Source organism: Achromobacter mucicolens (genome assembly GCF_902859725.1).
Lineage (GTDB): Bacteria > Pseudomonadota > Gammaproteobacteria > Burkholderiales > Burkholderiaceae_B > Achromobacter > Achromobacter mucicolens.
Window position 1 is genome coordinate 370,406 of record NZ_CADIJP010000003.1, and the last position, 24,259, is coordinate 394,664.

The 24,259-nt window shown below is 66.9% G+C and carries 14 protein-coding genes and 1 pseudogene; 7 read left to right on the plus strand and 8 right to left on the minus strand.

The genetic code is table 11. From position 1 onward, the window contains the following. Positions 1-26 precede the first annotated feature (26 nt). The 3 genes from tssC to HV786_RS05245 form a co-directional block, all read right to left on the minus strand. Positions 27-1,520, minus strand: coding sequence for a type VI secretion system contractile sheath large subunit (gene tssC, locus HV786_RS05235; RefSeq protein ID WP_056325730.1), 1,494 nt, complete (start codon positions 1,518-1,520; stop codon positions 27-29). After that, on the minus strand, positions 1,513-2,028 hold the full coding sequence (tssB, locus tag HV786_RS05240; protein ID WP_056325727.1) for a type VI secretion system contractile sheath small subunit: 516 nt from the start codon (positions 2,026-2,028) through the stop codon (positions 1,513-1,515). The genes tssC and tssB overlap by 8 nt, the downstream gene beginning before the upstream one ends. Before the next feature lie 70 nt (positions 2,029-2,098). Then, positions 2,099-2,698 (minus strand): tetratricopeptide repeat protein, encoded by a 600-nt coding sequence (locus HV786_RS05245; protein ID WP_254599447.1) that lies wholly within the window; start codon positions 2,696-2,698, stop codon positions 2,099-2,101. Between the two features lie 254 nt (positions 2,699-2,952). On the opposite strand from HV786_RS05245, the gene tssJ reads away from it, so the two are divergent. From tssJ to HV786_RS05270, 5 genes are all read left to right on the plus strand, one after another. Then, the gene (gene tssJ, locus HV786_RS05250; RefSeq protein WP_128829292.1) at positions 2,953-3,570 is read left to right on the plus strand and encodes a type VI secretion system lipoprotein TssJ; all 618 of its coding nucleotides are present in this window, start codon (positions 2,953-2,955) and stop codon (positions 3,568-3,570) included. A 66-nt stretch (positions 3,571-3,636) separates the two neighbouring features. After that, positions 3,637-4,983 carry a type VI secretion system baseplate subunit TssK gene (gene tssK, locus HV786_RS05255; RefSeq protein ID WP_056325717.1) on the plus strand — a complete coding sequence of 449 codons (1,347 nt, stop codon included), beginning with the start codon at positions 3,637-3,639 and terminating at the stop codon, positions 4,981-4,983. Positions 4,984-4,999: 16 nt separating this feature from the next. Beyond that, positions 5,000-5,779 carry a type IVB secretion system protein IcmH/DotU gene (icmH, locus tag HV786_RS05260; RefSeq protein WP_056325715.1) on the plus strand — a complete coding sequence of 260 codons (780 nt, stop codon included), beginning with the start codon at positions 5,000-5,002 and terminating at the stop codon, positions 5,777-5,779. Between the two features lie 92 nt (positions 5,780-5,871). Then, positions 5,872-14,400 (plus strand): type VI secretion system tip protein TssI/VgrG, encoded by an 8,529-nt coding sequence (gene tssI / locus HV786_RS05265; protein WP_175210221.1) that lies wholly within the window; start codon positions 5,872-5,874, stop codon positions 14,398-14,400. Between the two features lie 43 nt (positions 14,401-14,443). Further along, positions 14,444-14,947: a hypothetical protein gene (locus HV786_RS05270; RefSeq protein ID WP_056325710.1), complete on the plus strand. Its 504-nt coding sequence runs from the start codon at positions 14,444-14,446 to the stop codon at positions 14,945-14,947. Between the two features lie 134 nt (positions 14,948-15,081). Here HV786_RS05270 and HV786_RS05275 read toward each other — a convergent pair whose 3' ends face one another. Genes HV786_RS05275 through HV786_RS05295 form a run of 5 tightly spaced genes read right to left on the minus strand, consistent with a single transcriptional unit; the run spans position 15,082 to position 22,963 of the window. Continuing rightward, positions 15,082-17,388, minus strand: a complete 2,307-nt coding sequence (locus HV786_RS05275; RefSeq protein ID WP_128829290.1) for a DUF2235 domain-containing protein — start codon at positions 17,386-17,388, stop codon at positions 15,082-15,084. Beyond that, positions 17,378-18,160 carry a DUF3304 domain-containing protein gene (locus HV786_RS05280; RefSeq protein ID WP_128829289.1) on the minus strand — a complete coding sequence of 261 codons (783 nt, stop codon included), beginning with the start codon at positions 18,158-18,160 and terminating at the stop codon, positions 17,378-17,380. Before HV786_RS05280 ends, HV786_RS05275 begins: the two co-directional genes overlap by 11 nt. Next, positions 18,161-19,144: a DUF4123 domain-containing protein gene (locus HV786_RS05285; RefSeq protein WP_254599448.1), complete on the minus strand. Its 984-nt coding sequence runs from the start codon at positions 19,142-19,144 to the stop codon at positions 18,161-18,163. Continuing rightward, on the minus strand, positions 19,141-22,029 hold the full coding sequence (locus HV786_RS05290; RefSeq protein WP_175210223.1) for a type VI secretion system Vgr family protein: 2,889 nt from the start codon (positions 22,027-22,029) through the stop codon (positions 19,141-19,143). Before HV786_RS05290 ends, HV786_RS05285 begins: the two co-directional genes overlap by 4 nt. Positions 22,030-22,087: 58 nt before the next feature. Then, on the minus strand, positions 22,088-22,963 hold the full coding sequence (locus tag HV786_RS05295; protein ID WP_175210225.1) for a hypothetical protein: 876 nt from the start codon (positions 22,961-22,963) through the stop codon (positions 22,088-22,090). 192 nt (positions 22,964-23,155) lie between these two features. On the opposite strand from HV786_RS05295, the gene HV786_RS05300 reads away from it, so the two are divergent. Next, positions 23,156-24,007 carry a M15 family metallopeptidase gene (locus HV786_RS05300; protein WP_218895215.1) on the plus strand — a complete coding sequence of 284 codons (852 nt, stop codon included), beginning with the start codon at positions 23,156-23,158 and terminating at the stop codon, positions 24,005-24,007. After that, positions 24,007-24,259: pseudogene (locus tag HV786_RS05305) on the plus strand (hypothetical protein); the annotation flags it as partial. The gene HV786_RS05300 and the pseudogene HV786_RS05305, both read left to right, overlap by 1 nt.

The following is a 24,259-nucleotide window of genomic DNA, read 5'->3' on the forward strand; positions in this document are numbered from 1 at the left end:
TGGATGAGTGGTCAGTGCAATGACGATCAGGATTTCTGAGCCTGAGCCGGCAGTTCGGCAACCAGGCGCAACGAGATCGAGAGTTCGTCAAGCTGGAAATGCGGCCGCAAAAACGCCACGGCGCGGAAGACGCCTGGACGTCCCGGGACCTCGGCCACCTGCACCGAAGCTTCGCGCAGCGGAAACTGCGCTTTTTGTTCCTGCGTCGCGTTGTCGTCCAGCAGCACGTACTGCGACACCCAGCGATTCAGGAAACTCTCAACGGACTGCGCCGACGCGAAGCTGCCGATCTTGTCGCGCATCATCGCCTTCAGGTAATGCGCCACGCGCGACACCGAGAAGATGTACTGCAGCTGCGCCGACAACACCGCATTGGCGTTGGCGCTGTCCGTGTTGTATTTCTTGGCCTTCTGCACCGACTGTGCGCCGAAGAAGGCCGCGTAGTCCGAATTCTTGCAATGCACCAGCGGGATCAGGCCCTGATCGCTCAGTTCCTTTTCCCGGCGGTCCGTGATTGCGATTTCGGTCGGGCACTTGAGCGCGATTTCGCCGTCGTCCGTCTTGAACGTGTGGGTCGGCAGGTTCTCGACCAGACCGCCGCCTTCCACGCCGCGGATCGCGGCGCACCAGCCAAAGTCGGCAAACGCGGCCGTCAGGCGGGCGCCGAACGCCCACGCCGCGTTGCACCACAGGTACTTCGAGTGGTCGGTGCCGTCCACGTCCTCGACGAAGTTGAAGCCTTCGACCGTGGTGCCTTCCACCGGATCGTAGGGCAGGCGGCCCAGAAAGCGCGGCATGGTCAGGCCCACATAGCGGGAGTCTTCCGAATCGCGGAAGCTGCGCCACTTGGTGTATTCCACGGTGTCAAACACCTTGGCCAGGTCGCGCGGGCGGCCCAGGTCGGCAAAGCTGTCCAGGCCCAGCAGTTCGGGCGAGGCCGAGGCGATGAAGGGCGCATGCGACGCCGCGGCCACGTGCGACATCTGCTCGATGAAGTACATGTCCTCGGGCTGGCGCGTGATCTCGAAGTTGCCCAGCAATGCGCCGAACGGCGCGCCGCCAAACGTGCCGAATTCTTCTTCGTAGACCTTCTTGAACATCAGGCTCTGGTCGAAGTCGATTGCGGTCTGGAAGTCGCGAACCAGATCACGCTTGGTAGTGTTCAACACCTTGATCTTCAGCATCGGGCTGGTGTCGGTCTCCTGGCACAGGTAGTGCAGGCCGCGCCACGTGCTCTCCAGGTTCTGGAATTCCGGCGCGTGCATCACCTCGCTCAGTTGCGCGGAGATCAGGCGGTCCAGCTCGGCCACGCGCGCGTCCAGCATCGCGGAAAGATTGTCGGACACCACCACGGTGCCCTTCATGACTTCACGCACCAGCTCACCGATGATGTCTTTTGCGCGATCGTGCTCGGCCGTCGACTTGGCGACCCGGCTTTGCTCGACGATCTGGTCCAGCAGGCCGCCTTGCGCGTCGGCCGGAGCGGCAGCGGTGTTCTGTGCAGCGGCGGAATTACTCATTGCGGCCTCCCTTGTCGGTCTCGCTGGTCAACTGTTGCAGCTTCTCGGTGCTGGACAACACTTCGCCCAGCAGGTCTTCCAGCTTGTCGTTGCCCGCCAGCTTGTTGCGCAGGTCCGCCAGCTTGGTGCGGATGTCGAGCAGTTCGCGCAGCGGATCCACCTGCTGGACCACGGCTTCCGGGCGGAAATCCTCGATCGAGCGGAACTTCAGATCCACGCCGAACGTGCCGCCTTCCTCGGTCAGCGCATTCTTGACGCGGTACGCGGCGCGCGGCTCCAGCCCACGCATCACGTCGTCGAAGTTGTCGACGTCGATGTTGACGAACTTGCGGTCCTTCAGACGCGGCAGCTCGGCTTCGGATTGCGCCGAAAAGTCCCCCACCACGCCCACGACGAAGGGAAGCTCCTTCTGTTCGATGGCGTCGCCCTTCTCCACGTCATACGTGAGCTGAACGCGCGGCGGACGGACTTTCTGCAATCGTTTCTGAACGCTTTCTTTCTTGGCCATGGATGGCTCCGTGCAAAGGATCGTGGCGGTCGGTCAGGCGCGCCGGGCTAGCCGGCGCGGCCTGGGCGAATCACTTGGTAAGCAGGTCGCCGAACGGGTTCGGCGCGCGGTTGGGCTGCTGGGCGGGCTGGGTTGCGGCGGGCGACGCATTGGATGCGGCCCCCGGCGCGGCGCTGGGAGTGACCTTGGGTGCGGCAGACGTCGATGCGGCGGGTACTGCGCCCGTAGGGGCGGCGCTAGAAGGCGACGCGCTCGCCGGGGCGGGGTCGGCCTTGCGCGGCGGCTGACGCGGACGCGGCGGCGGGCGGCGGCCTTCCGGAAACAGCACATCCTGCCCCAGCGTCTCGCGCATTGCCGCGGCTAGGGCCACGGCGTCTGCGCGCGCATTGCCCGCCAGCAACGCATCGGCGCGCAGGTCCGCCAGCGACTGCATGGCCACGCGCAGGCCGCCGACGGCGCGCACGCTCTTAGCCACGAAATCATCCGGATCGCGGCTCAGCGCCTCGTCGGCCGCGACGATGGCTTGACCATATTTCTGTTCGTCGAAACGAATCTTCGCGATGTAGGACCACGGCAATCCCTTGGACGGATTGCGGACCGCAATCTCCTCGAATTGCGCGACGGCCTGGTCGGCGCTCTTTTGCTCAAGCGCCTTTTCCGCTTCGGCCATGGATTGTTTGTATTCGGTTTCCGACTGCGGTTTTACCGACGCGCAGCCGGCCATTAGGGCAACGACACCTGCGAGAACGACGAGGCGAGGAAAGCGCATTTTTAAGCACCTAGCGGGGTTGTAACTAGGGGCCGTATTTCAACAACCTTTTGTTAGCCCAGCGCTACAGCACGTGTCTTCATGTTACTTGCGTCGAAATTGCGCTTAACGTGCTGCGATCTGTATTGCTTCACACACTTCCGGTATAAAGGGCCATGTCCAAACATATCCATTTATCACGCTTCTTCGCAGTCGCGGCTTGCTCGCTTGCAAGCACCGTCATTACTGGATGTGCGGCCGTATCAGCCATCGGCGCGGTGGCCGGCTTGACCGGAAATGCGATGGAGATGGCGGGCTTGAAAAAGCCCGAAAACGCGCCTGTCGAGGTGAATTTGACGATCCATGCCGGAGAAAATTTGAATGCCAGCAGCGGACAGTCGATGGCTGTAGTTACAAAAATATACTACCTGAAGAATCCTGAGCAATTCCAACGTGCGCCGCTCACGCAATTGATAGACACTGCTGCCGAGAAAGCCACGCTCGGGGAATCCGTGCTGGGAATACGTGAGCTGACGCTCACACCCGGCCAACGGTTCGACGCCGTCGAAAAGGTCCCCAAGCAAGCCGATTACATCGCGATCGCCGGGTTGTTCTACGCGCCCGCGCCGATGCGTTGGAAGTATGTATTCAAGGTCGACGACGTGGAAGACAGTGGGATTGTGCTGGGCGCGCACGCGTGTGCGCTCACCGTCGCCACTGGCAAACCCACGTTGCCGGCGGGCCTGCCAGCCTATGACCCGGCACGCCTTTCCGGCGTGCAGTGTCCCGGTTGACGCGCATTGCGCGTAGGCCCGACTTCTATATGAAGACATGGAAAGACAAGCAAAGGGAGCGCCAACTTGAGTCACTCAGCCAAAGTCCTTTGGGGCGAAGGGTTGTTTCTGAGGCCGCAACATTTTCAGCGGCAGGATGCCTATCACGAAGACCGGCTGGCCGAGATGGCCCGCGCCTTGCATCCCTATGCGTGGGGCCTGCGCGCCGCGCGCTTCGATGCATCGGCGCTAGCTAATGGCATGTTGCGCGCCACCGAGATGAGCGCGGTGTTTCCGGACGGTGAACTCTACAACGCCCCCCACGGCGATGAACTGCCGCCGCCGGTTGCGCTGACCGCGCTGGATGGCGTCACCGAAGCGGTCTTTTACCTGGCCATCCATCCGCTCAAGGCGATTGGCGGCAATTACCGCGATGGCCAATCGGCAGCCAGCTTCGACTCACGCTACACGCACAACAATGCGCCGGCCCCCGACCTGTACACCGGGGCCACCACGGCTGAGCTGGCGTTCCTGCGCAAAGACGTGCGCCTGATCTCGGAATTCGAACCGCGCGACGCCCTGCTGGCCATTCCGGTGGCGCGCGTGCGCCGCACCGCCAGCGCGGGCTATGAGCTGGACACCACCTTCGTTGCGCCGAGCCTGTCGCTGACGGCCTCTGGCGCCCTGCATGAACAGCTGCGCCGCCTGCTGGACGCGCTGCAGGCCAAGGTGAATGCGCTGTACGGCTTTCACCGCGAACCCAGCAAGAACATCATCGAGTTCCGCTCGGGCGACGTCGCCTCGTTCTGGCTGCTGCACACGGCCAACGAGGCCTACGCCACGCTGTCGCATCTGTTTCACCACCCGCAGCTCCACCCGGAACGCCTGTTCCAGGAACTGGCGCGGCTGGCGGGCGCACTGATGACGTTCTCCAAGCTGCATACGCTGGCCGACCTGCCCGTCTACCGGCATGACGCGCCCGGCCCGGCGTTTGCCCGCATGGACGAAATCCTGCGCGACCTGCTGGAAACGGTGATCTCCACACGCTACTTCTCCATCGTGCTGGAAGAGTTGCGGCCGTCGTTCCACATGGGCAGGCTGGATTCGGAAAAGCTCGACGAAACCACGTCGCTGTATCTGGCGGTGCAGGCCGCGATGCCTGCCTCGGAACTATCCGAAAGCGTACCCATGCGCTTTAAGGTGGGCGCGCCGGAAGACGTGGACAAGCTGGTGCTGTCGGCCATGCCCGGCGTGCCGCTGGCCTACACGCCGCAGGTGCCGCCGGCGGTGCCCGTCAAGCCCGGGGCGGTGTATTTCGCGCTACAGGCGCGAGGTTCGCTCTATGACCGCATGCTGCAAGCGCGCAGCATCGCGATCTACGCGCCCGCCGGCATCCCTGAACTCAAGCTGGATTTGATTGCAGTCACCCGCTGACAGGACACGTACTTCCATGACCGCAGACGCTCCCTCCCTGATGCCCGGCGCCACCCTGCCGCCCCGGGCCGCCGAGTTCCACGCCAGCCGTCCGGCCCGGTCCTTGCTGGACTTGCTGTATGACGGCTTCCTGATGTTGTTCCTGCTCAAGAGCGGACAGGAGCCCACCGACGCCGCGGCGTTCTCGGCGCGGGTGCAGCAGTTTCTGGCGGACTACGAACGCGCCGCCAAGAAAATGGATATTCCCGCGGAGGACGTGTACGCCACGAAGTATGCATTCTGCGCCGCGGTGGATGAGACCGTGCTGAATTCGCAGTTCGCCATTCGCGATGCGTGGATGCTGCAGCCCCTGCAGCTCACCTTGTTCGGCGAACAGCTGGCCGGCGAGAATTTCTTTGCCCGGCTGGAAGACCTGCGCGCCCAAGGCGCGCCGCGCCTGCAATCGCTTGAGATCTATTACATGTGCCTGTTGCTCGGCTTTCAGGGCAAGTACCTGATCGAGGGCCAGGAAAAACTCGGCTATCTGACTGCGCGGCTGGGCGACGAGATCGCGCTGCTGCGCGGCAAGCGCACCGGCTTCGCGCCGCACTGGCCGCTGCCCGACAAGGTGGCGCACACGCTGAAACGCGACGTGCCGCTGTGGTCGATCATGGCTGTCTTTGCGCTGCTCGGCCTGCTGGCGTTTCTGGGGATGCGCCATTTCCTGAACACCGAGATGCAGACGGCGATGGCGCCGTACCACGACATCGTCAAATTGGGTCCGCGTGCCGCGCACCTGACGATTTCGCTGCCATAGCGTCCGGGCCGGCTACCGGCCCCGCTTTCACCCGCCCCCTCCCGGCGCGTGCCCCGCGCCCCGGCTCTGCCGACCGACATTCGCCACGTCCTATGAACGCCTTGCCTTCGAACGCCCCGGCCTACTCGTCATTGAACATCGCCACGCTGTCGCAGCAGGCGCGCCTGCTGCGCCTGGACACCCCGCTGAACGCCGAACTCGTGGTCGAACACCTGAGCCTGCGCGAAGGCGTGTCGCGCCTGTTCTCGCTGACGCTGGATTGCCTGGCGGCCAGCGCCGAAGTGGACGTGAGCGCGTTGCTGGGCAAGGAGATCAGCGTCAGCCTGCTGCAGGCCGATGGCGCAATGCGGCGGTGGCATGCGGTGGTGGAAGGGGTGGACGCGCTGGGCGCCGACGGCGGGCTGGCGCGTTTCCGCCTGCATGCCGCGCCGTGGATGGCCGCGCTGGCGTTGCGGCGCGACAGCTTTATCTACCAGGACCTGTCGGTGCAGGACATCGTCAGCGAGGTGTTTTCGGATTATCCCCAGGCCGCGTTCGCCTTTGAATTGAGCCAGGCGCTGGAGCCGCTTGCCGTCTGCACGCAGTATCGAGAGTCGGACCTGGCGTTCGTCGAACGCATCCTGGCCGAGGCGGGGCTGAGCTATCGCTTCGAACATCAGCAGGACGACGGCCAGTCTGCCAGCGGCGGCGCGCGCCACCGCGTGGTGATCTTCGACGCCGACGCCGCGCGTCCGCAGGACCCGGCCTCGCCCTTGCGCTTTCACCGTAGCGACGCGACCGAAACAAGCGACAGCATCACCCGGTTTGCCGCCCGGCAGGCCGTGCGGCCCAACCGCGTGGCGCGCGCCGCCTGGAACGAGCGCACGCTGAACGCGCACGCCGCGCAGAGCCAGTCGCAGGTGCAGGTGGAATCGCTGCCCGTCCTTGAAGACTACGACTACGCCGGCCATGGCCGCTATGGCGATGACGACGCGGCCGAGCAGAGCGCCGCGCGGGCGCTGCGCGCGCATGAATCCGAGGTGGTGCGCTTTGAGGGCGCGGGCACCGCCCGCTCGCTGGCGGCAGGGCACGTGTTCGCGCTGAGCCAGCACGCACGCTACGCCGAAGGCGGCGGCGGACAGGCCGCCGACGAACTGGGCGGCAACCGTTACGTGGTGCTCGACGTGACGCACGAAGCCACGAACAACCTGGGCAGCCAGGCCGCGCAGATGTTGAACACCCCGGACATGGAGCGCGGCACGTATCGCAATGTCTTCGTTGCGCAGCCCGACGCGGCCGCGTTGATGCCCGCGTGGCGCGCGCGCCCCACGGCGCCGGAAAGCCTGGCTGCCGTGGTCGTCAGCGCGGCCGATGCGCCCATCACCGCCGACCGCGACCTGCGAGTCAAGGTGCAGTTTCCGTGGCAGCGCGGCGAAAAGCCGCTTCCGGGCGGCCTGCCGCATCGCACGCATGGCGATGCCAGCGGCAATGCGCCCGGCGATGACCGCTCGGGCACGTGGCTGCGCGTGGCCAGCGCGCAGGCGGGCCCGAACTGGGGCGCGCATCACCTTCCGCGCGCCGGCACCGAGGTCATCGTTGAATTCATCGACGGCGATATCAACCAGCCCGTTGTCGCCGGGCAGCTCTACAACGATGCGGATCTGCCGCCCTGGTCCGCCGGCGAAGACGGCGACGCCAATCACGCCGGCGTGTTGAGCGGGTGGCACAGCCAGGGCCTGGATGGCGCGGGCCGCAACCAATGGCTGTTCGACGACACCAAGGGCAAGCTGCGCACACGGCTGGCCAGTTCCACCGCGGCCACGCAACTTGGGCTGGGCTACCTGGTGGAACAGGATCTGGACGACGCCAGCCGCGGCCAATGGCGCGGCACCGGCTTTGAACTGCGCTCGGATGCGTGGACGGTCGTGCGTTCCGGTCAGGGCATGCTGTTGTCGGCCACCGCGCGGGAACAAGGCAAGTCGACGCAAGCCGATGCAGAAGAGGCCTTGCTGCTGCTGCGCGGCGCGCAGGACGCGTCGCGCCGGTTGAACGACAGCGCGGGCCAGCACAAGGCGCGCCCGCTGGCGGCGTCCGAAGGCTACGAGGATCTGCTCAAGGCGCTGGACCCCAAGCTGGAAGGCCGCTACGCCGCTCAGGTGAACGGGCAGGCCGCGGGCAAGGCCGTCGATGGGAAACGCACCGGCGAGGCCGCCGTCGAGCGCATCAACGGTCCGCATCTGTTGATCGATTCGCCGAACTCGCTGAACCTGGCCACGCCGGCCAGCGCCGTGTTGCACGCGGGCGAACACCTGCACGCCACGGCGCAGTCCGATGCGCATGTGGCCGCCACGCAAACCTATGCGGCGGTGTCGGCGCGGTCGGCCAGCGTGTTCGCGCAGCAAGGGGCGATACGCGCGGTTTCGGCGCACGCGCCCGTGTCGCTGCACGCGCACACCGACATTCTGGAAGCCCTGGCGGGGCAAGACATCACCGTCACGTCATCGGCCGAAGGCATCGAGATCCTGGGCCAGCAGCGCGTCACCTTGCAGGCAGCGGGCGGCAGCGTCATTCTCGACGGCGCCGATATCGTCTTCAAGGGACCGGGGCTGTTTTCGGTCAAGGGCGCCACGCACAACTTCGTCGGCCCCGGCAGCGACGCCGCCGCGCTGCCGGCGCTGCCCAGCACCACGGTCGACGACCCGCTAATCGTCAGCGCAGAGCTTATCCACAAGGACGGCGCCCTGGCCTCGGCGGCCAAAAAGGCCGGAACCAGCCTGATGGCCGGTTTCGGCGGCGCGGCGGGTGCGGGCGGGGGCCTGGGCGGATTGGGCGACCTGGCGCCCAGCGGCTTGGGCGAGCTGGGCAAGACGGCCGCCGGCGCGGCCGCCAAGCTCTCGCAATTTGCCGGCCAGGCAAACACCTTGGCCGGGCTGGCGAAAAATCCCATGGGCGCGTTGTCGCAGGCGCCGGGCTTGCTCGGCGGCATGGGTTCGACGCCCTCCGCCGTGGGAGGCTTGCTGAACACGGCCAAGAACACGATGGGCATGGTGTCGCAGGCGCAAGCCATGATCGCCAACCCGATGTCCGCGCTGCCCGCCGCCTCCGGCATGCTGGAGTCCATCGCGCCTGGCGCGGGCGGCATGATCGACGGCGCGACGGCAGCCGTTGGCACGGTCTCGAAGGCGGCTGAATGGGTCAAGGACCCCACCGCCGCCCTGCCCGCCGCGACCGACATGCTGGCTTCGGCCGCGCCCGAAGGCGCGTCCAAGATGATCACGAGCGCCGCGTCGATCGCGGGACTGGGCAAGGGTGCAGAGGTAGGTTCGGGCGCGGGACTTGGCGCCGACGGCGGACTGACGAGCGCGGCCGCGACGCCGTCTTTCGCGCCGACGGGGACCGGCGCTGCGCAATCGGCGGCTGCAGGATCGGCGCCAGCGTCGGCATCAAGCCCGATGACTGCGGCGAGTGCGTCGCCGGCCGCCGACCCGGCAGGCGCAGGCGCATCGGCTACGGCAGGGACATCGGCAACGGCAGGTGCGTCGGCTACTGCGGGTGCATCGGGAACGGCAGGTGCGTCGGGCACGGCAGGCGCATCGACGCAGACCACGGCTTCCGCGACCACGGCAACACCGCCATCCGCGGCCCCCTCCGCCGCTTCAGGAACTCCGGCGTCCGCGTCGGCACAGGCCTCGTCACCGGCCTCGCAATCAGCCTCGGAAACGGCGTTGGGATCGGGATCGGCCGCGACGTCGGAATCCGCCGCGACGTCCGCCCCGCAGGCCACAGCGGCCGCAACGCCTCCGTCTTCGGCGGCCCCCGCCGCCGCGGCGCCCGCGGCATCGCCCGCAGGCGCCATGGTTGACAACAGTGCGCATCCGGCCAACGGCACCCTGCAAGCGCCGTCCGCATCCGACGCCGGAACACAAACGCCCACGCTTGCCACGGCAGCGGCCGGCAGCGGCGCCGCGTCTGCAATTCCTTCCCAAGCAAGCGCCAGCGCCGGCGTGGGAAGTAGCTCCGGCGCGGGCGCGGGCATCGCTTCAGTCGCTGGTGCGGGTGTCGCATCGGGCGCAACCCTGGCAGGCACAGGCATCGCGTCCAATGCGTCGCTCGCCGGTGCGGACACCGGCGACGCCTCCAGCATGTTCCTGGCAGATGCGAACCCGGGCATTGCATCCGGCACGTCCTTCACAAGCGCGGACGCAGGTATTGCCTCCGGCACGTCCCTTGCAAACGCGGACGCCGGGATTGCCTCCGCCGGGTCGCTCGCAAACGCAGACGCCGGGATAGCCTCCGCAACTTCCCTCCCAAGCGCGGATGCCGGTATTGCCTCCGCCACTTCCCTCGCAAACACAGACGCCGGTATTGCCTCCGACACGTCCCTCGCAAACACAGACGCCGGTATTGCCTCCGCCGCGTCCCCCGCAAGCGCGGACGACCGCCTGGTCCCCGGCGTCGTGGCCGCTGGCGCGGATGCGAACATCGCCTCGCCCGCATCTGTTGCTGGCGCGGACGCTGGCGTTGCGTCTGCCATCGCCACCTCAAGCGCCGGCACGGCCGTCCCGTCCATCGCGTCGGCTGCTGGCGGCGCCGCCGCCTTTGCTGCTGGCGCAACGGGAGTCGGCATCCCGGCCACGGGCGCGCTGGCTGCCTCGTTGGCGGGCCGCAGCAGTTCGGCGTCCGCAACGATGCCCATCGCGACCCAATCGGGATCGGGGTCCGGATCGGCGTTTGACTCGCAAGCGTCCAAGGCAGGCGAGCCCGCTTTCGGCTCGTCCTCGTCAGACGCGTCCACGTCCGCTACGCAATCCGACGCTGCCGCCCGCTCGCATCTGTCCGCCAGCTCGGGCACGGAAGCGCCCGGCCGCATCGAGGCGGACGCCAGGACGGCGCCGGGCTCGACCCACGACGCGCCGCCGTCCGCGTCCATGGCCGCGCAGGGCCACGCCCGTCAGGCTGAGGGATCGGGAGCCGCCATCGGCCTGCTCGCCGCCGTCGCCGGAACCGTGGCCGCGACGACGTCCCGTCGTACGCACGCCCAGGACGGCGATGACGACACGCAGCACGCGCATGACGGCGACGACGCCACCCAGCACGCGCACATCGACCCGACACGTATCGGCGCCGCCGCCGCGGGACTGGCGCCCGCGTTCACGCAAGGATCGACAGCGCAGCATCCGGGCGCGTCGCCTGACGCGCATCGCTCGACCGGCCCAGCCCCGCATCTCGATCGCACGGCGGAACGGGACGAGCAGACCACCCACGCGGAACAGACTGCGCGAGACGCGCGCGACTGGCTTGCGCGCGGCACGTCCGCCCACCGCGAAGGCGGCAGCGACACAGCGTCCGGCGTACACGCAAGCCAGCGTGCCGATGCCCCCGTAGCCACCGGCGCGGCCGCTGCGCGCGGGTCCATAAACGCCCCCGCTCCTGACGCGGCTGATGCCGCGCAGCAGGACGACACGACCAAGGGGCGCAGCCCGGCTGCGAATGCCGCGCTGCTCGCGTCCATTGCGGCGGGCGCGGGCAGTCTGCTCGGCGCCACCTCTGCCGCGGCCAGCAGCGTCACGCAAGCGGCGTCCGGCTCGACCGCCGCGCCGGGCAGTCTGCCCGATGCATTGGCGTTGCCGACTGGCGCGCCCTCCGTTGCCGCGCCGAGCGTGCCGGTCGCGTCTGACGCGGCGATAAGCGGGTTGGCGGTCTCCTCCGGCGCCACGGACCCGGGCGCTACCCTGGCAGGCGCGCCGTCGCTGCCCGAATCGGCCGGCGTTTTAACCACGCCGCCCTTGTCTGGCGCGGCGCCGCAAATGCCCGGCTTCGTGCCTGCGTCCGGCGAGAGCCTGCCGCAGGGAACCGGGCTGCCCGGTACGACCGGGGACGATACTTTCGGGCTTCCGAACATCGAAGCCTCTCCCAGCCCGTCCGTCGCCGTCGGCGCGGCGGGCGCGGGAGCGGCGGTTGACGCGGCCGCGACAAGCGGCGCCGCGACCTCGACCCTGCCCGCAGCCACGGGCGGCATCGCCAGCGCGGGCCCGCTCGCGGGAACAGACTCGGTTGCAGGTTCCGCGGGGGCTTCTCCCCGTTTGGCAACTGCCGACGTCAGCGAAGGCACGGCGGCAGGCGCCGGAATAGAGACAGGCTCAGCGGATGCAGGCGCAGGGGCAATCCCCGGCGCCGACGCGACCGCAAGTTCAACGAATGCCTCGGTGGCCTCCGCTCCCATCGGCGCGAATGGTGCGGCCGCGCCGGGCGATTCCGCAGCGGCCAATGGCAGCGCACCGGCAACCGTCACAACGCAAACTACCGGCGCGCCCTCCCCGGCGGACGTCGCTTCGACGCAACCGGCCGAGAGCACCGCCCCCATCGCTGGCGGCGGCGCCAGCCCAACGCCTCCCCTCGCCGCCGGCAACACCACCGGCGCAACGCCGCCCCTGGCCAGCGCAAGCACCGGTGCCGATGCCACCAGCGTAACGCCACCCCTCGCCAGCACCGGCGCCGGTGCCACCGGCGCAACGCCTCCCCTCGCAACGGCCGGCGCTGCAAGCGCCACGCCGCCCTTTGCGCCGGCCGGAACCACAGCCCCCGCCGCCCCGCCGGACACCGTGCTCGGCGCCGAGACCGCGCGCGCGGCGGGCATGGCCGACAGCACACCGGCAACCCGCGCGACGGACCTGTCGGCCGCAGGCGGTGCAGCCGGCGCTGCCGCGGGCGGAGGTGGCGGCGCCGGGGCGTCCGGCATTGCCGCCGTGGCTGGCGGAGGCACCCTGGCGGCCGTCGCGCAGCAGGCCAGCACCGCCTCCACCGTGCTATCTAGCGCCAGCACGCTCGCCAGCGGCGGCGTCAGCGCCAACGTCGGCGCGGCCATCGTGCCCGTCATGACGCAAGCGCTGAACGCGGCGGGTGACCGCGCCGCCGCGCTGAGTTCAGCCGTGGACACACTGTTCTCGCTGCCCGACGTGAAGCAGGCCAACATTCCCGCCGTGGCCGGCGCCATTCTCAGCATGCCGGGCCTGTCGTCCTCGTCGGTGCCGGGCGTCATTGGCGCCATCCTGCAATCGCCCACGCTCGCCACCGAAACGCTGCCGAAGGTGGCCGAGGTGTTGATGAAGATCCCGGGCGTGGCGGATTCGCCGCTGCCGCAGATCGCGCGGGACGTGCTGGACACGATCGGACTGGGCCCGGTCGCCCGCACGCAGGGCACCAATCTGCCTGGCGGCCTGCCCGGCCCGTCGGGCTCCGGGCGTGTGGTGCCCAGCGTCTCCACGTATCGCGGCCGCCAGGATGGCGCGCGCCTGCAATACGTCAACCTGGAACGCGCGGACGAACGCTGGAACGACGGCAACGCGTTGACCACCACCGAGCGGCAGACCCGACGCCCGCGAATCCACGTGGAGTTCAACCGTCCGGGCGCGCACCGCTTCACCATCACCGTCAAGGCCGACGCCGGCAACATCGCCTACTCCAGCCGCGAGCGCGGCCGCCGCGCCAGCTACCAGGAGCCGCACGCCAACCCGCGCAGCTACGTCACGGACGCCGACGGCACCCGCATCGTCGATGACATCGACCTGCCCGCCGCCGGCCGCAACGTCTACCTGTTCGAGGTGCGCGACGAACGCGGCCAGCTCATCAAGACGGAGCGCGTCGAGACCGCGCGCCGCCTGTATATCCAGGAAGTGATGTGCATGAGCGCCCGCCCGGCGAACCATCTGGCCGACGTGACGCCGGTCACCGCGGAATTCGCGCTGCACGGCATCGACATGATCCAGCTGCCGCGCCTGCAATTCCGCGGCCGCTCGGCGGTGGATGCGGCGGACAACGTCGACGCGCAGCAGGCGATCATGGACGCCGTGCGCCGCGTGTACGCCACCTCGCCCGGCAAGCAGCGCGAGCCTTACACGCTGGTGGTGTGCCACGTCGACCGGCTGGCCGCGCCTGGCACCAGCGGCGACATGCGCCTGCCCGTGCCGGCCGGCCCGGGCGGACGCGTGATGACGGTGCCCATCGTCAACGACGACCGCACCCTTGCCAGCCTATGGTACGAGTTCGACGACAGCGACGACTGGCTCGTCCACGCCCGGTACATCTACACCGACGCGTCAGGCGCGGAACGGTCGATTCCCATTCCGCGCCATTTGATGACGCCGCTGCGCGAAAGCTCCGGCGCCGTCTTCTCCGTGAAAGTCGACCTGACCCAGATTTCGTCAACGCCCCTGAACGGTGTGCTGAACATCCAGTTCAACACGGTCGCCGCCAGCTATGCTGGCCTGGCCATCACCGGCACCAACCTGCTGTTCGTGTCCACGCTGGATCCCTACGTCCCTAACTCGCAGGCGTACCTGACGGAAACGCTGGCCCACGAAATGGGCCACCTGCTCGGCATGGTGCCCAGCGGCCCCGATTGGCCCGGCCTGCGCAACGAAGACTCCTCGGCCGACGATTCCAAGCTGGATCCGCCGCAGTACTTCTACTACAACATGGGAGGACACTGCTACTTTGGCCTGCCCAACCGGAACGGCCAGTACAGCGATGAGATCGGGCAGTGCGTGATGTACGGCATCACCTGCGCCAACATCCACTTCTGCCCGAGTTGCAGCAAGGCCGTGCGCAAGGTGGACTGCTCGGAAGGCTGGACCTCATTCTGACGACGCGCCCCTGATCACCTTCGCCCTCTGAAACGACATCGACATGCCCATCATGACTACCGACTGGATCGAGCCCGCCTCCTTTGCCTCGGTGCCCACGCACTCGCAGCAGGAACACGCCTGCATGCCGCCGCTGCAAGGCTACGACGCGCAGATGCGCATCGCCGCGCCCTCGCGCGTAAGGATCCGCGACGGCAGCACCCTGACGATTCCGGTCTGCGCACGCGGCATCCTGCCCGTCATCGACAATCCGCAACTGCCGCGCTTCGTGGCGAAGGATACGCGCACCGGCAAGGTCTACCGCGGCGTCGCGTTCAACTACGTGCGTCCCAAGCTGCCCAATGTCTCGGTGGACCCGCGCGAAGGCGGCCCCCGCCCCCCGAAGATCGCCCTGCCGCCGGGCATGACCGTGGAAACGCGCTTCACCACCGACATGGCCGGCGTGCTGCACCTGCCGGCCACGCCGGCCACCTATGAGGTCTACATCGAGGCCGAGGACGTGAAGTCGAACACGGTGACCATCGAGGTCGAAGAAGGCCAAAAGTAAAACTTGGCTAGAAGCAAGCGCCGGCCAGGGAAAGAGCCGGCCAGCAGAAGATCGGGCTGCCAAAGGAACGGGCCGGTCAAATGAAGACGGCCCTGCTCTGCAGGGCAGTCTTTCCATCAACAACAAGCCGCCGCTCAGGGCCGTGCGGGCGTCATCTGCCGGATGTTCTGCTCGTTGCGCGCGGCCATCGCCTCCACCTTCTCAGCGTTGCGCATATCCTTGGCGCGCTGTTCCATCTCGGCCTTCGCGTCGGTCTTGGCGAACACATCCTTGTCGCGCACGCGGAAATACATGCGGGTGCTGGCCAGCAGATGGTCTGGCCAGCTGCTCAGCATCGCGTCATGCACCAGCCAGTCGAACAGCGTCATCACCTTGGGCGGCAATTGCGTCTTGCCGTCGCGCGCATCACGCCAGGCGGTCAGCAGACGCCGCTGCATGGCGCGATCGGCTTTCATGTCGGCGAAGGGGTCCGGCAGCTTCTGAACGTAATCGGGGTCGCCCGGCTTTCTGCCAAGGCGCATGTTTTCCATTACGACCGCCTCCTGCTCCCATCTTTCCATGGTCCGCAGCTGCTCGGGTTGGTTGCGTTCCATGTCCTGACGCCGCTGCTCCGTCGCCGCATCCTGGCGCTCGGCTTCTTCCAGGCCCTTGTACTCTTCTTCCAGGCGCTCCCACAGCGGCAGGAAGCGCCGCGGCGGCGCTTCGCCACGGCTGGCATTGGCCCGCTCGCGGCGCTCATTGGCCAGGGCCTCCAGTTCGCGCGCGCGCGCCGTCGTCTCGGGCTTGGCAAGCTCCTCCCGCGAAAGCATGCTCAATCGCCTGCGCTCTTCGATGAGCTCCTGCTCCGGGGTGAAGAAGTCCCGGTCCTTGATCCACGCCTCCGCGGGATCCGACATCCCGGCGCGAAACACGGGGTCTTGATATCGCACCGCCAGCCACCGCAGGAAAACTTCCATGTGGGGCGCGAAATCGCAGCCGGGTTCGTATTTGACGATCTCGCGGTAGGCATCGACCAGTTCCTGGACGTGATAGGTCTGTCCTTCGTCTTCGATCGAGCCGGCCAGGCTCAGCATCCGGTACAGCACCTGATCCCGGGACGCAATGCTCTCCATGCTATACATCGCAGCGCCGTGCGCGAGCGCCAGGTTCATCATCTCGCGCAATGGAACCCGGGATAGCGACGCGCGAGTGCCCAGCGATCCCATTGGGGCCACGCCGGTCACGTCACCGCTTGAGCCCGGATAGAGATACTGCAGGCCACGCGTCTTTTCCAGGGAGTCCAGCCGCTGATTGCGGCGCAACTCATGCGCCGCGGCGAAATGCACAGCCTTCTCCACAGCCGCGGGTATGGTCAGCGTGCGGTCCTTGTGCGTCTGTTTGATCAGATCCGTGAAGGGAATGAATTCAAGGAACCAGCTTTCTTCCATGATGGAAGCGACACTGTCAAACAGTCCCAGGAATCGAATGACAATCTTCGCGTCCGGGGCACCGTCTTTTCCGATGATGGCCAGGTCGGTGTCGTGGCGGCGCTTGTACTTCTTGACGATATCGTTGACGAATTGCTTGGCGATGACCCCGCCACGATCCGCGCCAAAAACGCAGATCTCGATACGCACGACCTTTTCCGTGCCCGCGTTTGCCTTCTGATAGGCTTCCTCGAACTGACGCCTGGCCGCGTCCAGGCGCGTGTCAACACCGGTTCCCATCAATTCGGCGACGGCGGCATTGTCCCGCACGACCGGCACGCCCTCCAGCAACGTAGCTTTGGCAGCGTTCTTTCCCGCCGTCCAGGCAACCTTCAGCGGATTCTTCTTGAAATCCGACCAGAAGCCGCGCATGGTGGCTTGTGCGCGATTGCGGATTCGCTCGGGGTCCAGTGCATTCCAGATTCTTACCGTCTTCTCGGGAAGCGACTGGACGTCTTTCACGACGTCCTTGTATGCCTTCACCATGGGGTGGAAGGACCCATCCTTGATGGATTGCTGGACAGCCTTCTTTGCGCGTCCTGTGGCATCCACATCCGGAATTTCATCAAGACGCGTGATGTTCTTTGCCGCGTCCTGCGCGCTGGAGATCGCCTTGTCGGCCACTTTTCCTCCAGCAATCGTCAGCGCGCGGACAACGACGTCAGCCTTTGCGCTCTCGTTCAGCTCGACGCCAAGGCCCGAGTAGTAGAACGGAAACCAGTGCTGCTTGTTCGGCCTGTTTTCGTCGTCTTCGCTGAAGTGGGCCATCCACAGCCTGCTCACATTGGACAGGAACGTCGGATTCTCCTTATCGATATCCTTGTTCCGCCCGAAGCCATCGAAAAAGAAGCCCATACGCAAAGTGATACCGCACTCGGTGCAGGAATCCTTGGGATAGGCGGCCTCATTGGCCGCCATGGCCTTCAAGACTGAAGCGGGCGTTCTGTCGACTTCAGGAATTTGATCACTGGACATTCTTCTCTCCAGGAGGCGTGCCGGACGCCTTGATCTGTGCAATCTTTTCGCTCGGCAGGGCAAACACGGCACGGCCAAAATCACCCGGCTTGCGATTCGGATCTTTCAAGAGTTTCGCGATCTCGGCCTGCTTGTCAAAATCCGAGGCCACGACAAAGTAGAGATACATGTAGCCGCGCATGTCCTCGGCCTCTTCAATGCGATACCGCGTCCAGGCCTGCTGGGTGACTTTTGCGAGAACATGCTTCAACTGGGTCGCGTTTTCGTAGCCGGTCAACTCGGGGCCGTACTTCCCGTACAGCCATCGCGTCGTTTCCACGATTGGAATTCTGACTTGACCGGTCAGATTGCGACTCAGCGCGAGCTCCATATGCTCGTCAGGATAGATATGCAATTCCAGATAAAGCGTGCCGTCTCCGTCGGGCGCCTTGGTGGCGGGAAAATGCACCTTTGTTTCCTTCCTGAACAACAGATCGTCGAACTTGTCGTCGAACAGATGTTTGCGAAGCAACTCAGGGTCCCCCCCGCTCCACTTCACCGTAAAGTCAGTCCCCTTGAATGTGTAGCAGCAGGAAACCCGCCCCTCGCCTCCGCCCGGCACCAACGTACTTGAACTGACTACGTTGCCCGATGCGTCACTCAGCCTAACCGGCTCCAGATTCCAGGGCGTGTAGTTGTACGCGATGAAGCTGACACCCTGGTACGTGGGTTCGCCATTGCACCCCGCCAACAGACCCAGCCACAGCAGTACCCCGATCAAACCCTTACGCATTCATTTCTCCGAAATCGTCTCGCGCCACTTTGCATGCACAGCATCCCACACCGCGTCCGGCACGCCTTCCAGCGCTTTCGACAGCCCGCCTTCTGCGTTTGCACGATACGCACGCAGCCCGTCGGCGATCGCCGGATGCTCATCGAAGCGCGGCGAGATCGCCACGCCCCACGCGACATAGTCGAACGTGTCCTTATCCCCCGCCACGCCGTGAGCACGCGCGCGTTCCAATTGCGCCTGCACGCGCGGCACCAGGGCGTCCTGATCGGGGTTGCCGGGCAGCAGGTTCGGATAAAGCCGGCGCAACTGCACCGCCAGCTTGTCCGGGTAGTCCAGATCGAACAGCATCTGGTGCTGTTCGGGCGTGAAGCGTTCGATGCCGTCTGGCCGCGCCGCGGGTAGCCGGCCCGTGCCAGCCAGCTCGCCCTGCGAGCCATCTCGCAGCGCATAACGCAGCGTGATCAAGGGCGCCGCGAAACGCGCGCGCTGCTCGGGTGTCCAGACCTGCACCGCGCGCGCGAGGATGCGGCTGTCGTACCAATGCAGGAAGAACTCGCTGGCATCCGGCAAGGCGTAGTCGCAGAACGCGCCGAAGTGCGCGATCAGCTTCTCCAGCGGCACCGCCGACGCGAAGCTCATCATCGCGTAGCGGCCTGCGGCGCGCTCATGCAGCGCTTCCAGCACGCGCACCAGCACGGTGCTGAAATCCCCGTGACGCGGCCCGCGCAGCACGCCTTGCGAGGCGCCGTCCACTTCGATCAGCAGCGGCGCCACGTCGCCGTATATGTCCAGCCCGGTCTGCGCCCACACCGAGCCGAAGCTCAGGTCCTCGGTCGCGGTCAGCCGCGCCAGCAGATCCGGATGGCCGCGGAAGTCGACAATCACATACGCGCGCGCGGCCTCGCCATACGGGCCGCGGTGATGGGGCAATTCGGCGAATGTGGACAGCAGCGCGTCCTGCCAGGAATATTGCATCGCCGTCATGCCTTGTCGGTGATGGACTGCACGCTCTCCAGGGCGTCCAGGATGCAGGTCTTGCAGACGGTGAACTGGGGGAGCGGATACGGCATCTGCGTCGGGCCGGCAAATTGCTTGTTGCCGGTCTTGACGTCGATACGGCCCGGGGCGGTGACGGTGATGTTGCCGCCTTCGATCACGATGCTGGCTCCCGCCGCGTTGGCGATGCGGATTCGCGTGGGCGACGCGTACTCGATGCCCGCGTTGGCGCTCACCATGCGCAGATCCTGCTGCGCCTGCACTGTCAGCACATCGTGCTGCGACAGCACCTCGACATCGCCCGTGCCCGCTATCAGGTCCAAGCCCGATTCCGAGCCGCCCTGCTGCACCCCGGCCACGATGCCCAGCGCCTGCCCGGTATGCACGCGCAACGACCCGATGACGGCCAGGTTGTGGTCCTGCCCGGAAGACCAATGCACCAGTTCGCCCGCCGCCACCTGCAGGTTGCGTCCGGCCGCTTGCGTCAGGCCCGCCCTGCCCGCCATCAGCACCAGCGGGTCCGTCAGGTGGGGCACTTTGCCGTCCACTACGTCCGTATGTTTGGCCGAGGCATCGCCCGCCGCGCCGCCCAGCGCCTCGCCGGCCACGGTGCCGGACACGGCGTGCGTCATGGCGGCCAGCGGCGCGCGTTCGCCATCCAGGCGGCTGGCGCCTTCGGACGTCGTGCCGCGCGCGGACGCCAGCCGAACGCCCTGGTGGGCGCCGACCACGCCATCGAACGACTGCGCCATGATGTCGGCCTGCCCAGCCAGCGTCAAAGGCGCCGCGGCCTCGCCCGCCGGCTCGCTGCCGCCCGCGTTATAAGTCGTGAGCAACACGCCGCCTGCGCCGCGCACTGCGCCGAATGCATCGGTGCGCAGCTCTGCGCCCACGCCGCGCACGTTGCCGCGATAGTTGCCGCTTTGATGGATCAAGTGGCCCAGGTTCAACTCCGTGGCGGCCTGCGTCGTCTTGATCTGCATGCGCAGCTGGCCATCGCTGTCGTCGAACACGATCTGGTTGTAGCCGTCGCCGCCGAATTCCTTGCTCTTGAAGCCGCTCAGCGCGGCCGCGTTGCGATGCTGTTCGTCGCCACCAGCCGCACCATGCCAGGCAGGCGCATTGCCGCTGGCCAGGTTGGCCTGCGCACTGGGCTTGCCGTCCAGGGCGGCGGCGTAGACGTTGGTGTTCATCGGTTCGCCGGCCCTGCCGCCGGGCGTGGAGGGAATGCCGCCCTCGCCGCGTCCGTTGTACAGCGCGCCCACCACCAGGGGCTGATCGATGTCTTCATCCAGAAACCGCACCAGCACTTCCTGGCCGACGCGCGGCACGAAGCTCATGCCCATCCCCGCGCCTGCCTGGCGCTGCGCCACGCGCGCCCATCGGCTTTTTGCCAGGCCCGCGCCGTCCGCCTGCCAATGAAAGCGCACGCGCACATCGCCGCGGGCATTGCGGTAGATCTCGTCCTCGCCGCGGGCCTCGGTGGAACCTTCAGCGTTGGTGACGATGGCCGTGTGCACGCCCACCACCGACGGCGCGCCCGCCAGCCGTGCGCCGCGCCCCGCAGCGAAGGCGGCGCGCCAGGGCCGGTCGCAACGCACGGCGCGGAACCGGTTTGCATAGCCGACGTCGTGCGCGCGCGCCAGCACGGCGGCGTCGGGCTGCGCCTGGGCAAGGAAGGCGTCGCTGCGGGCAGGCTCATCCTCGTGCGCGCAGTGCGCCATGTCCTCGTCGTCGAATCGCAGAAAATCATCCAGCGCGCCCCGCAGTCCCGCCATGCCGGCATCTGCCTGGCCAGGCAGATTGTTCACGCCCACCTGCTCCAGCAGATCCAGCGCGAAGACCGGTTCAAAACCCGCCTCGCCGGACGGACCGAGCGGCGACATGTCTTGCAGGGTGAACCGCGTTCCAGACCGGAAGGTTCGCACATTGCCGCGCCCCACGAACGTCTCGGCGCTTGCCTGCACCGCCTGCATCATCAGCGTGGCCTGGAACTGCGCATGCGCCTGATTCAGCAAGGCGCCGTGGCCCAGCGGCTCGAACCATTCCAGTCCGGCGCTCTCGTCATCGGCCCCGCTGGCCGGGCCCGCCAGGGCCTGCCCCGAAATGGCATGCTTGCCGCTGCCGTGCCATCCCAGCACGGTGACGCGTTCCACGCCGCGGCGTTGCCGCCGCGCAAACACCTGCACGCCGTCCTGCGATTCGGTGGCATGCGCGCGCTGAAAGCGCACTCCAACGCCGGCGGACTGGGCGTCCTCGGCCAGCCTTCGGCTGTCGGCAAAGATCAGCACCGCGTGGCGCGCAGGCGCGCTGTCGTCTTCGACGGTGGTCCAGCCCAGACCGGACTCGGCCAACAGCCGCGACAGGAAGTCGTAATCGGTTTCGCGATACTGCGTGGTGTAGGGACGCGCGGGCAGATCGGCCAGATGCGTCTCGACCTCGGCGGACACCTTGTACGTGTAGCCCGGGTAGGTATCTAGCACGTGCCGCACGATGTCCAATACGGGCTGGCTTTCATAGATGCGGCTTTCGCGCCGCTGCGTCGCCAGCCACAACCACGGCGCCAAGGTCAGACGATACCGCGCAATGCCCGGATTGCCGCCCAGCATCTCGGCCTCGCGCACGACGCCGCTGCGCCCGATTTCGGTGCCGTCCGCACACGTGGTCCACAAGGTGGCCGAGCGCGAGATCATGTCGTTCAGGTCCAGCCCGGCATCTTCGGCCAGCGCCACCACGCGCATTTGACCAATCGTCGACAGCCCCTCGCGCGCGGCCCAGCCTTCCACCTGCAAGGACGACATCGCCCCTTCGCCGTCCAGCCGGAAAAGGCGGGTCTCGGCGCTGAAACTGCCGCTGCTTGCGTTGACAGCCATGGAACAAAAACCTCTTGGAAGACGTTGACGACATTCGCCCGCTCCGGGCGATGCGAATTCAGGGTTCGACGTTGGCTTGCGGCGTGGGGCATTCCGGGGCCGTGCCCCACTGCCCCGCGCACACGCGCAGGCGGCATTGCTCGCCTTCGATGAAACTGAGTTTGCGGCACGCCTTCAGCCGGTCGGCCAGCGGCGAGCCGGGCATCTCGCGGATGAACACGCCGTCGGACTTGTAGACGCGCGTGCCCGGCGGAGACGCGGGCGGCAGCCCGTAGCTCATCAACGCCGAGAGCAAGGCGGCGTCGGTGTCCGACTGCTTGGCGGCAGTGCGCGGCGTGTTGCTGGCGGGCTTGGCCGCTTGCGGCGCGCCAGACTGGCGTGCGCGTTGCTGTTCGGCTGCCTGACGCGTGGGTCCGGGCGCGGGCGCGGCCGCGGGCGGCGGCGTCATGGCCAGCACGGACAGCGGATTGGTGGGTTCGCCCAGCGGGTCCGGATCGCCCCGGCCGATGTTCGCATCGCGCGCGGGCGGCGCTTCGTCAACGATGGCGGCGACCGCCGGCGGCGTGTCCAACGCAGCGGGTAGCGACGTCTCTGCCGCGGAGGCCGCGCCAGACGCTTGCGGCAGCGCAGAGACGGGGCGCTCGGCCGACGCCACGGCGGGCGCCGGCGCTTGCGCCGTCATGGGCGCCGCGCCCTCTTCATGAATGAACCAGGTGACGCCGCCAGCCAGCAAGGCCAGCAACAGCGCCAGCGCCAGCCACCGCCCCGCGCGGCGACGCGGCGGCGCTAGATGTTTGACCTCGGCTTGCGGTACGCGCCCCTCTAGCGCCGCCAGAATGCGCGCCGATTCGATCTCGCGTGACGAGGACGCCGTGGCGCTGAGCAAACTCGGCGCGGTCTTCGTAGGGCGAGATTCTTGTTTGTCTTCTGCCATGCGGATTCCCGTGTCAGCAGGAGGCGTGTGCAGCCCCCCTGTAACCAAGCCCGCCGAGAATACCCGATCGATCCATTTCGATCATCGCTCCTTGTTACGATTCCTAAGGGTCGGACGCTACTTGCAACGCCCGAGCACTTGCCTCGTGCGCGAATAGAACAAAAGATTACGCCTTCACATGAGGGACCTATCTTGTTGCTGCTACTGCCCCTGTATTTTTTACTGGCGGTGGGCGTCTCCGCTCTCCTTTTTTTTCCCGCGTTGCGCCACGGCGCAGCCCGGGGTCTGCGCGCCTGCGTACAAGGCGTGGCGCGGGGTGCGACGCGTGGCGTGACCCACGCGGGCGGTGCAGTTGGAGGGACGGCAGGCGTGCTGCGCAGCGGCATGAACGCGTCGAGGGATTGGGTCGGAAGGTATCGCTGGCAAGTCGCAATCGGGCTGACAGTTGTAATGCTTCCGTCACTTTTTGCTTTCTTCATGCGACACAATCACACATTCGTTTACAGCACCCAAACGGCCGGTCCGGACCGCCGGATACAGGCTTTGCTGGAGGGCGAAAGGCTGGCTCCGCCCGCTCCGCTGCCCCCCGATGCATTCACCACCCGCGAAGTGGAATTGGTGCGTCCGAAGCTGGGCGGCGCAAGCCGCAACTGGGATCTGCTGGACGCGGATTTCCGCCAGCGCCTGCTCTTGGCGTATCGCATCATGCGTGAACAGCATGGGTACGAAATGGCGCTGATCGAGGGCTATCGCAGCCCCGAGCGGCAGGAAGAACTGGCGGGCATGGGCACGCACGTGACGAACGCGGGCGCGTTCCAGAGCTATCACCAATATGGCCTGGCCGCCGACAGCGCATTCTTCCGCGACGGCAAGATCGTCATCTCTGAAAAAGACCCCTGGGCCATGCGCGGCTATGAACTCTTTGGCGAAACCGCCGAACTGGTCGGCCTGACGTGGGGCGGCCGCTGGAAGATGATGGACTTCGGCCACGTCGAACTGCGTCGTCCCGGAGTCATGCAACGCGCTCGCGAGGGCGCCAAGTGATGGCCCGCGTAGTCAAGAAAGGTCTGTTGGTCCTGATGCTGTTCGCCGTGGTGTGGCTGGCCGTCATCATCTGGTGGCAGGAATCCCGCACGCTGCCGACCGGCGTGGACATCGGGCTGTATCTCTTCGCGCTGCCTCTGGCGATGCTGGCGGCCCTGTGGCTCGGGGCGCGCGCGGTGCGTGCCGCACGCGCCCCCAAGCCTGCCGCGGACGCCGCCACGCCGGCGGCGCAAACGCCGGCGCACGCGCCTG

Excerpts from the sequence above, each read along its gene's own strand:
- HV786_RS05275 (WP_128829290.1), bottom strand. The coding sequence starts at position 17,388 with ATGTCCAGTGATCAAATTCCTGAAGTCGACAGAACGCCCGCTTCAGTC.
- HV786_RS05280 (WP_128829289.1), bottom strand. The coding sequence starts at position 18,160 with ATGCGTAAGGGTTTGATCGGGGTACTGCTGTGGCTGGGTCTGTTGGCG.
- HV786_RS05290 (WP_175210223.1), bottom strand. The coding sequence starts at position 22,029 with ATGGCTGTCAACGCAAGCAGCGGCAGTTTCAGCGCCGAGACCCGCCTT.
- HV786_RS05285 (WP_254599448.1), bottom strand. The coding sequence starts at position 19,144 with ATGACGGCGATGCAATATTCCTGGCAGGACGCGCTGCTGTCCACATTC.
- HV786_RS05245 (WP_254599447.1), bottom strand. The coding sequence starts at position 2,698 with ATGGCCGAAGCGGAAAAGGCGCTTGAGCAAAAGAGCGCCGACCAGGCC.
- tssC (WP_056325730.1), bottom strand. The coding sequence starts at position 1,520 with ATGAGTAATTCCGCCGCTGCACAGAACACCGCTGCCGCTCCGGCCGAC.
- icmH (WP_056325715.1), top strand. The coding sequence starts at position 5,000 with ATGACCGCAGACGCTCCCTCCCTGATGCCCGGCGCCACCCTGCCGCCC.
- HV786_RS05270 (WP_056325710.1), top strand. The coding sequence starts at position 14,444 with ATGCCCATCATGACTACCGACTGGATCGAGCCCGCCTCCTTTGCCTCG.
- HV786_RS05295 (WP_175210225.1), bottom strand. The coding sequence starts at position 22,963 with ATGGCAGAAGACAAACAAGAATCTCGCCCTACGAAGACCGCGCCGAGT.
- tssI (WP_175210221.1), top strand. The coding sequence starts at position 5,872 with ATGAACGCCTTGCCTTCGAACGCCCCGGCCTACTCGTCATTGAACATC.
- tssB (WP_056325727.1), bottom strand. The coding sequence starts at position 2,028 with ATGGCCAAGAAAGAAAGCGTTCAGAAACGATTGCAGAAAGTCCGTCCG.
- tssJ (WP_128829292.1), top strand. The coding sequence starts at position 2,953 with ATGTCCAAACATATCCATTTATCACGCTTCTTCGCAGTCGCGGCTTGC.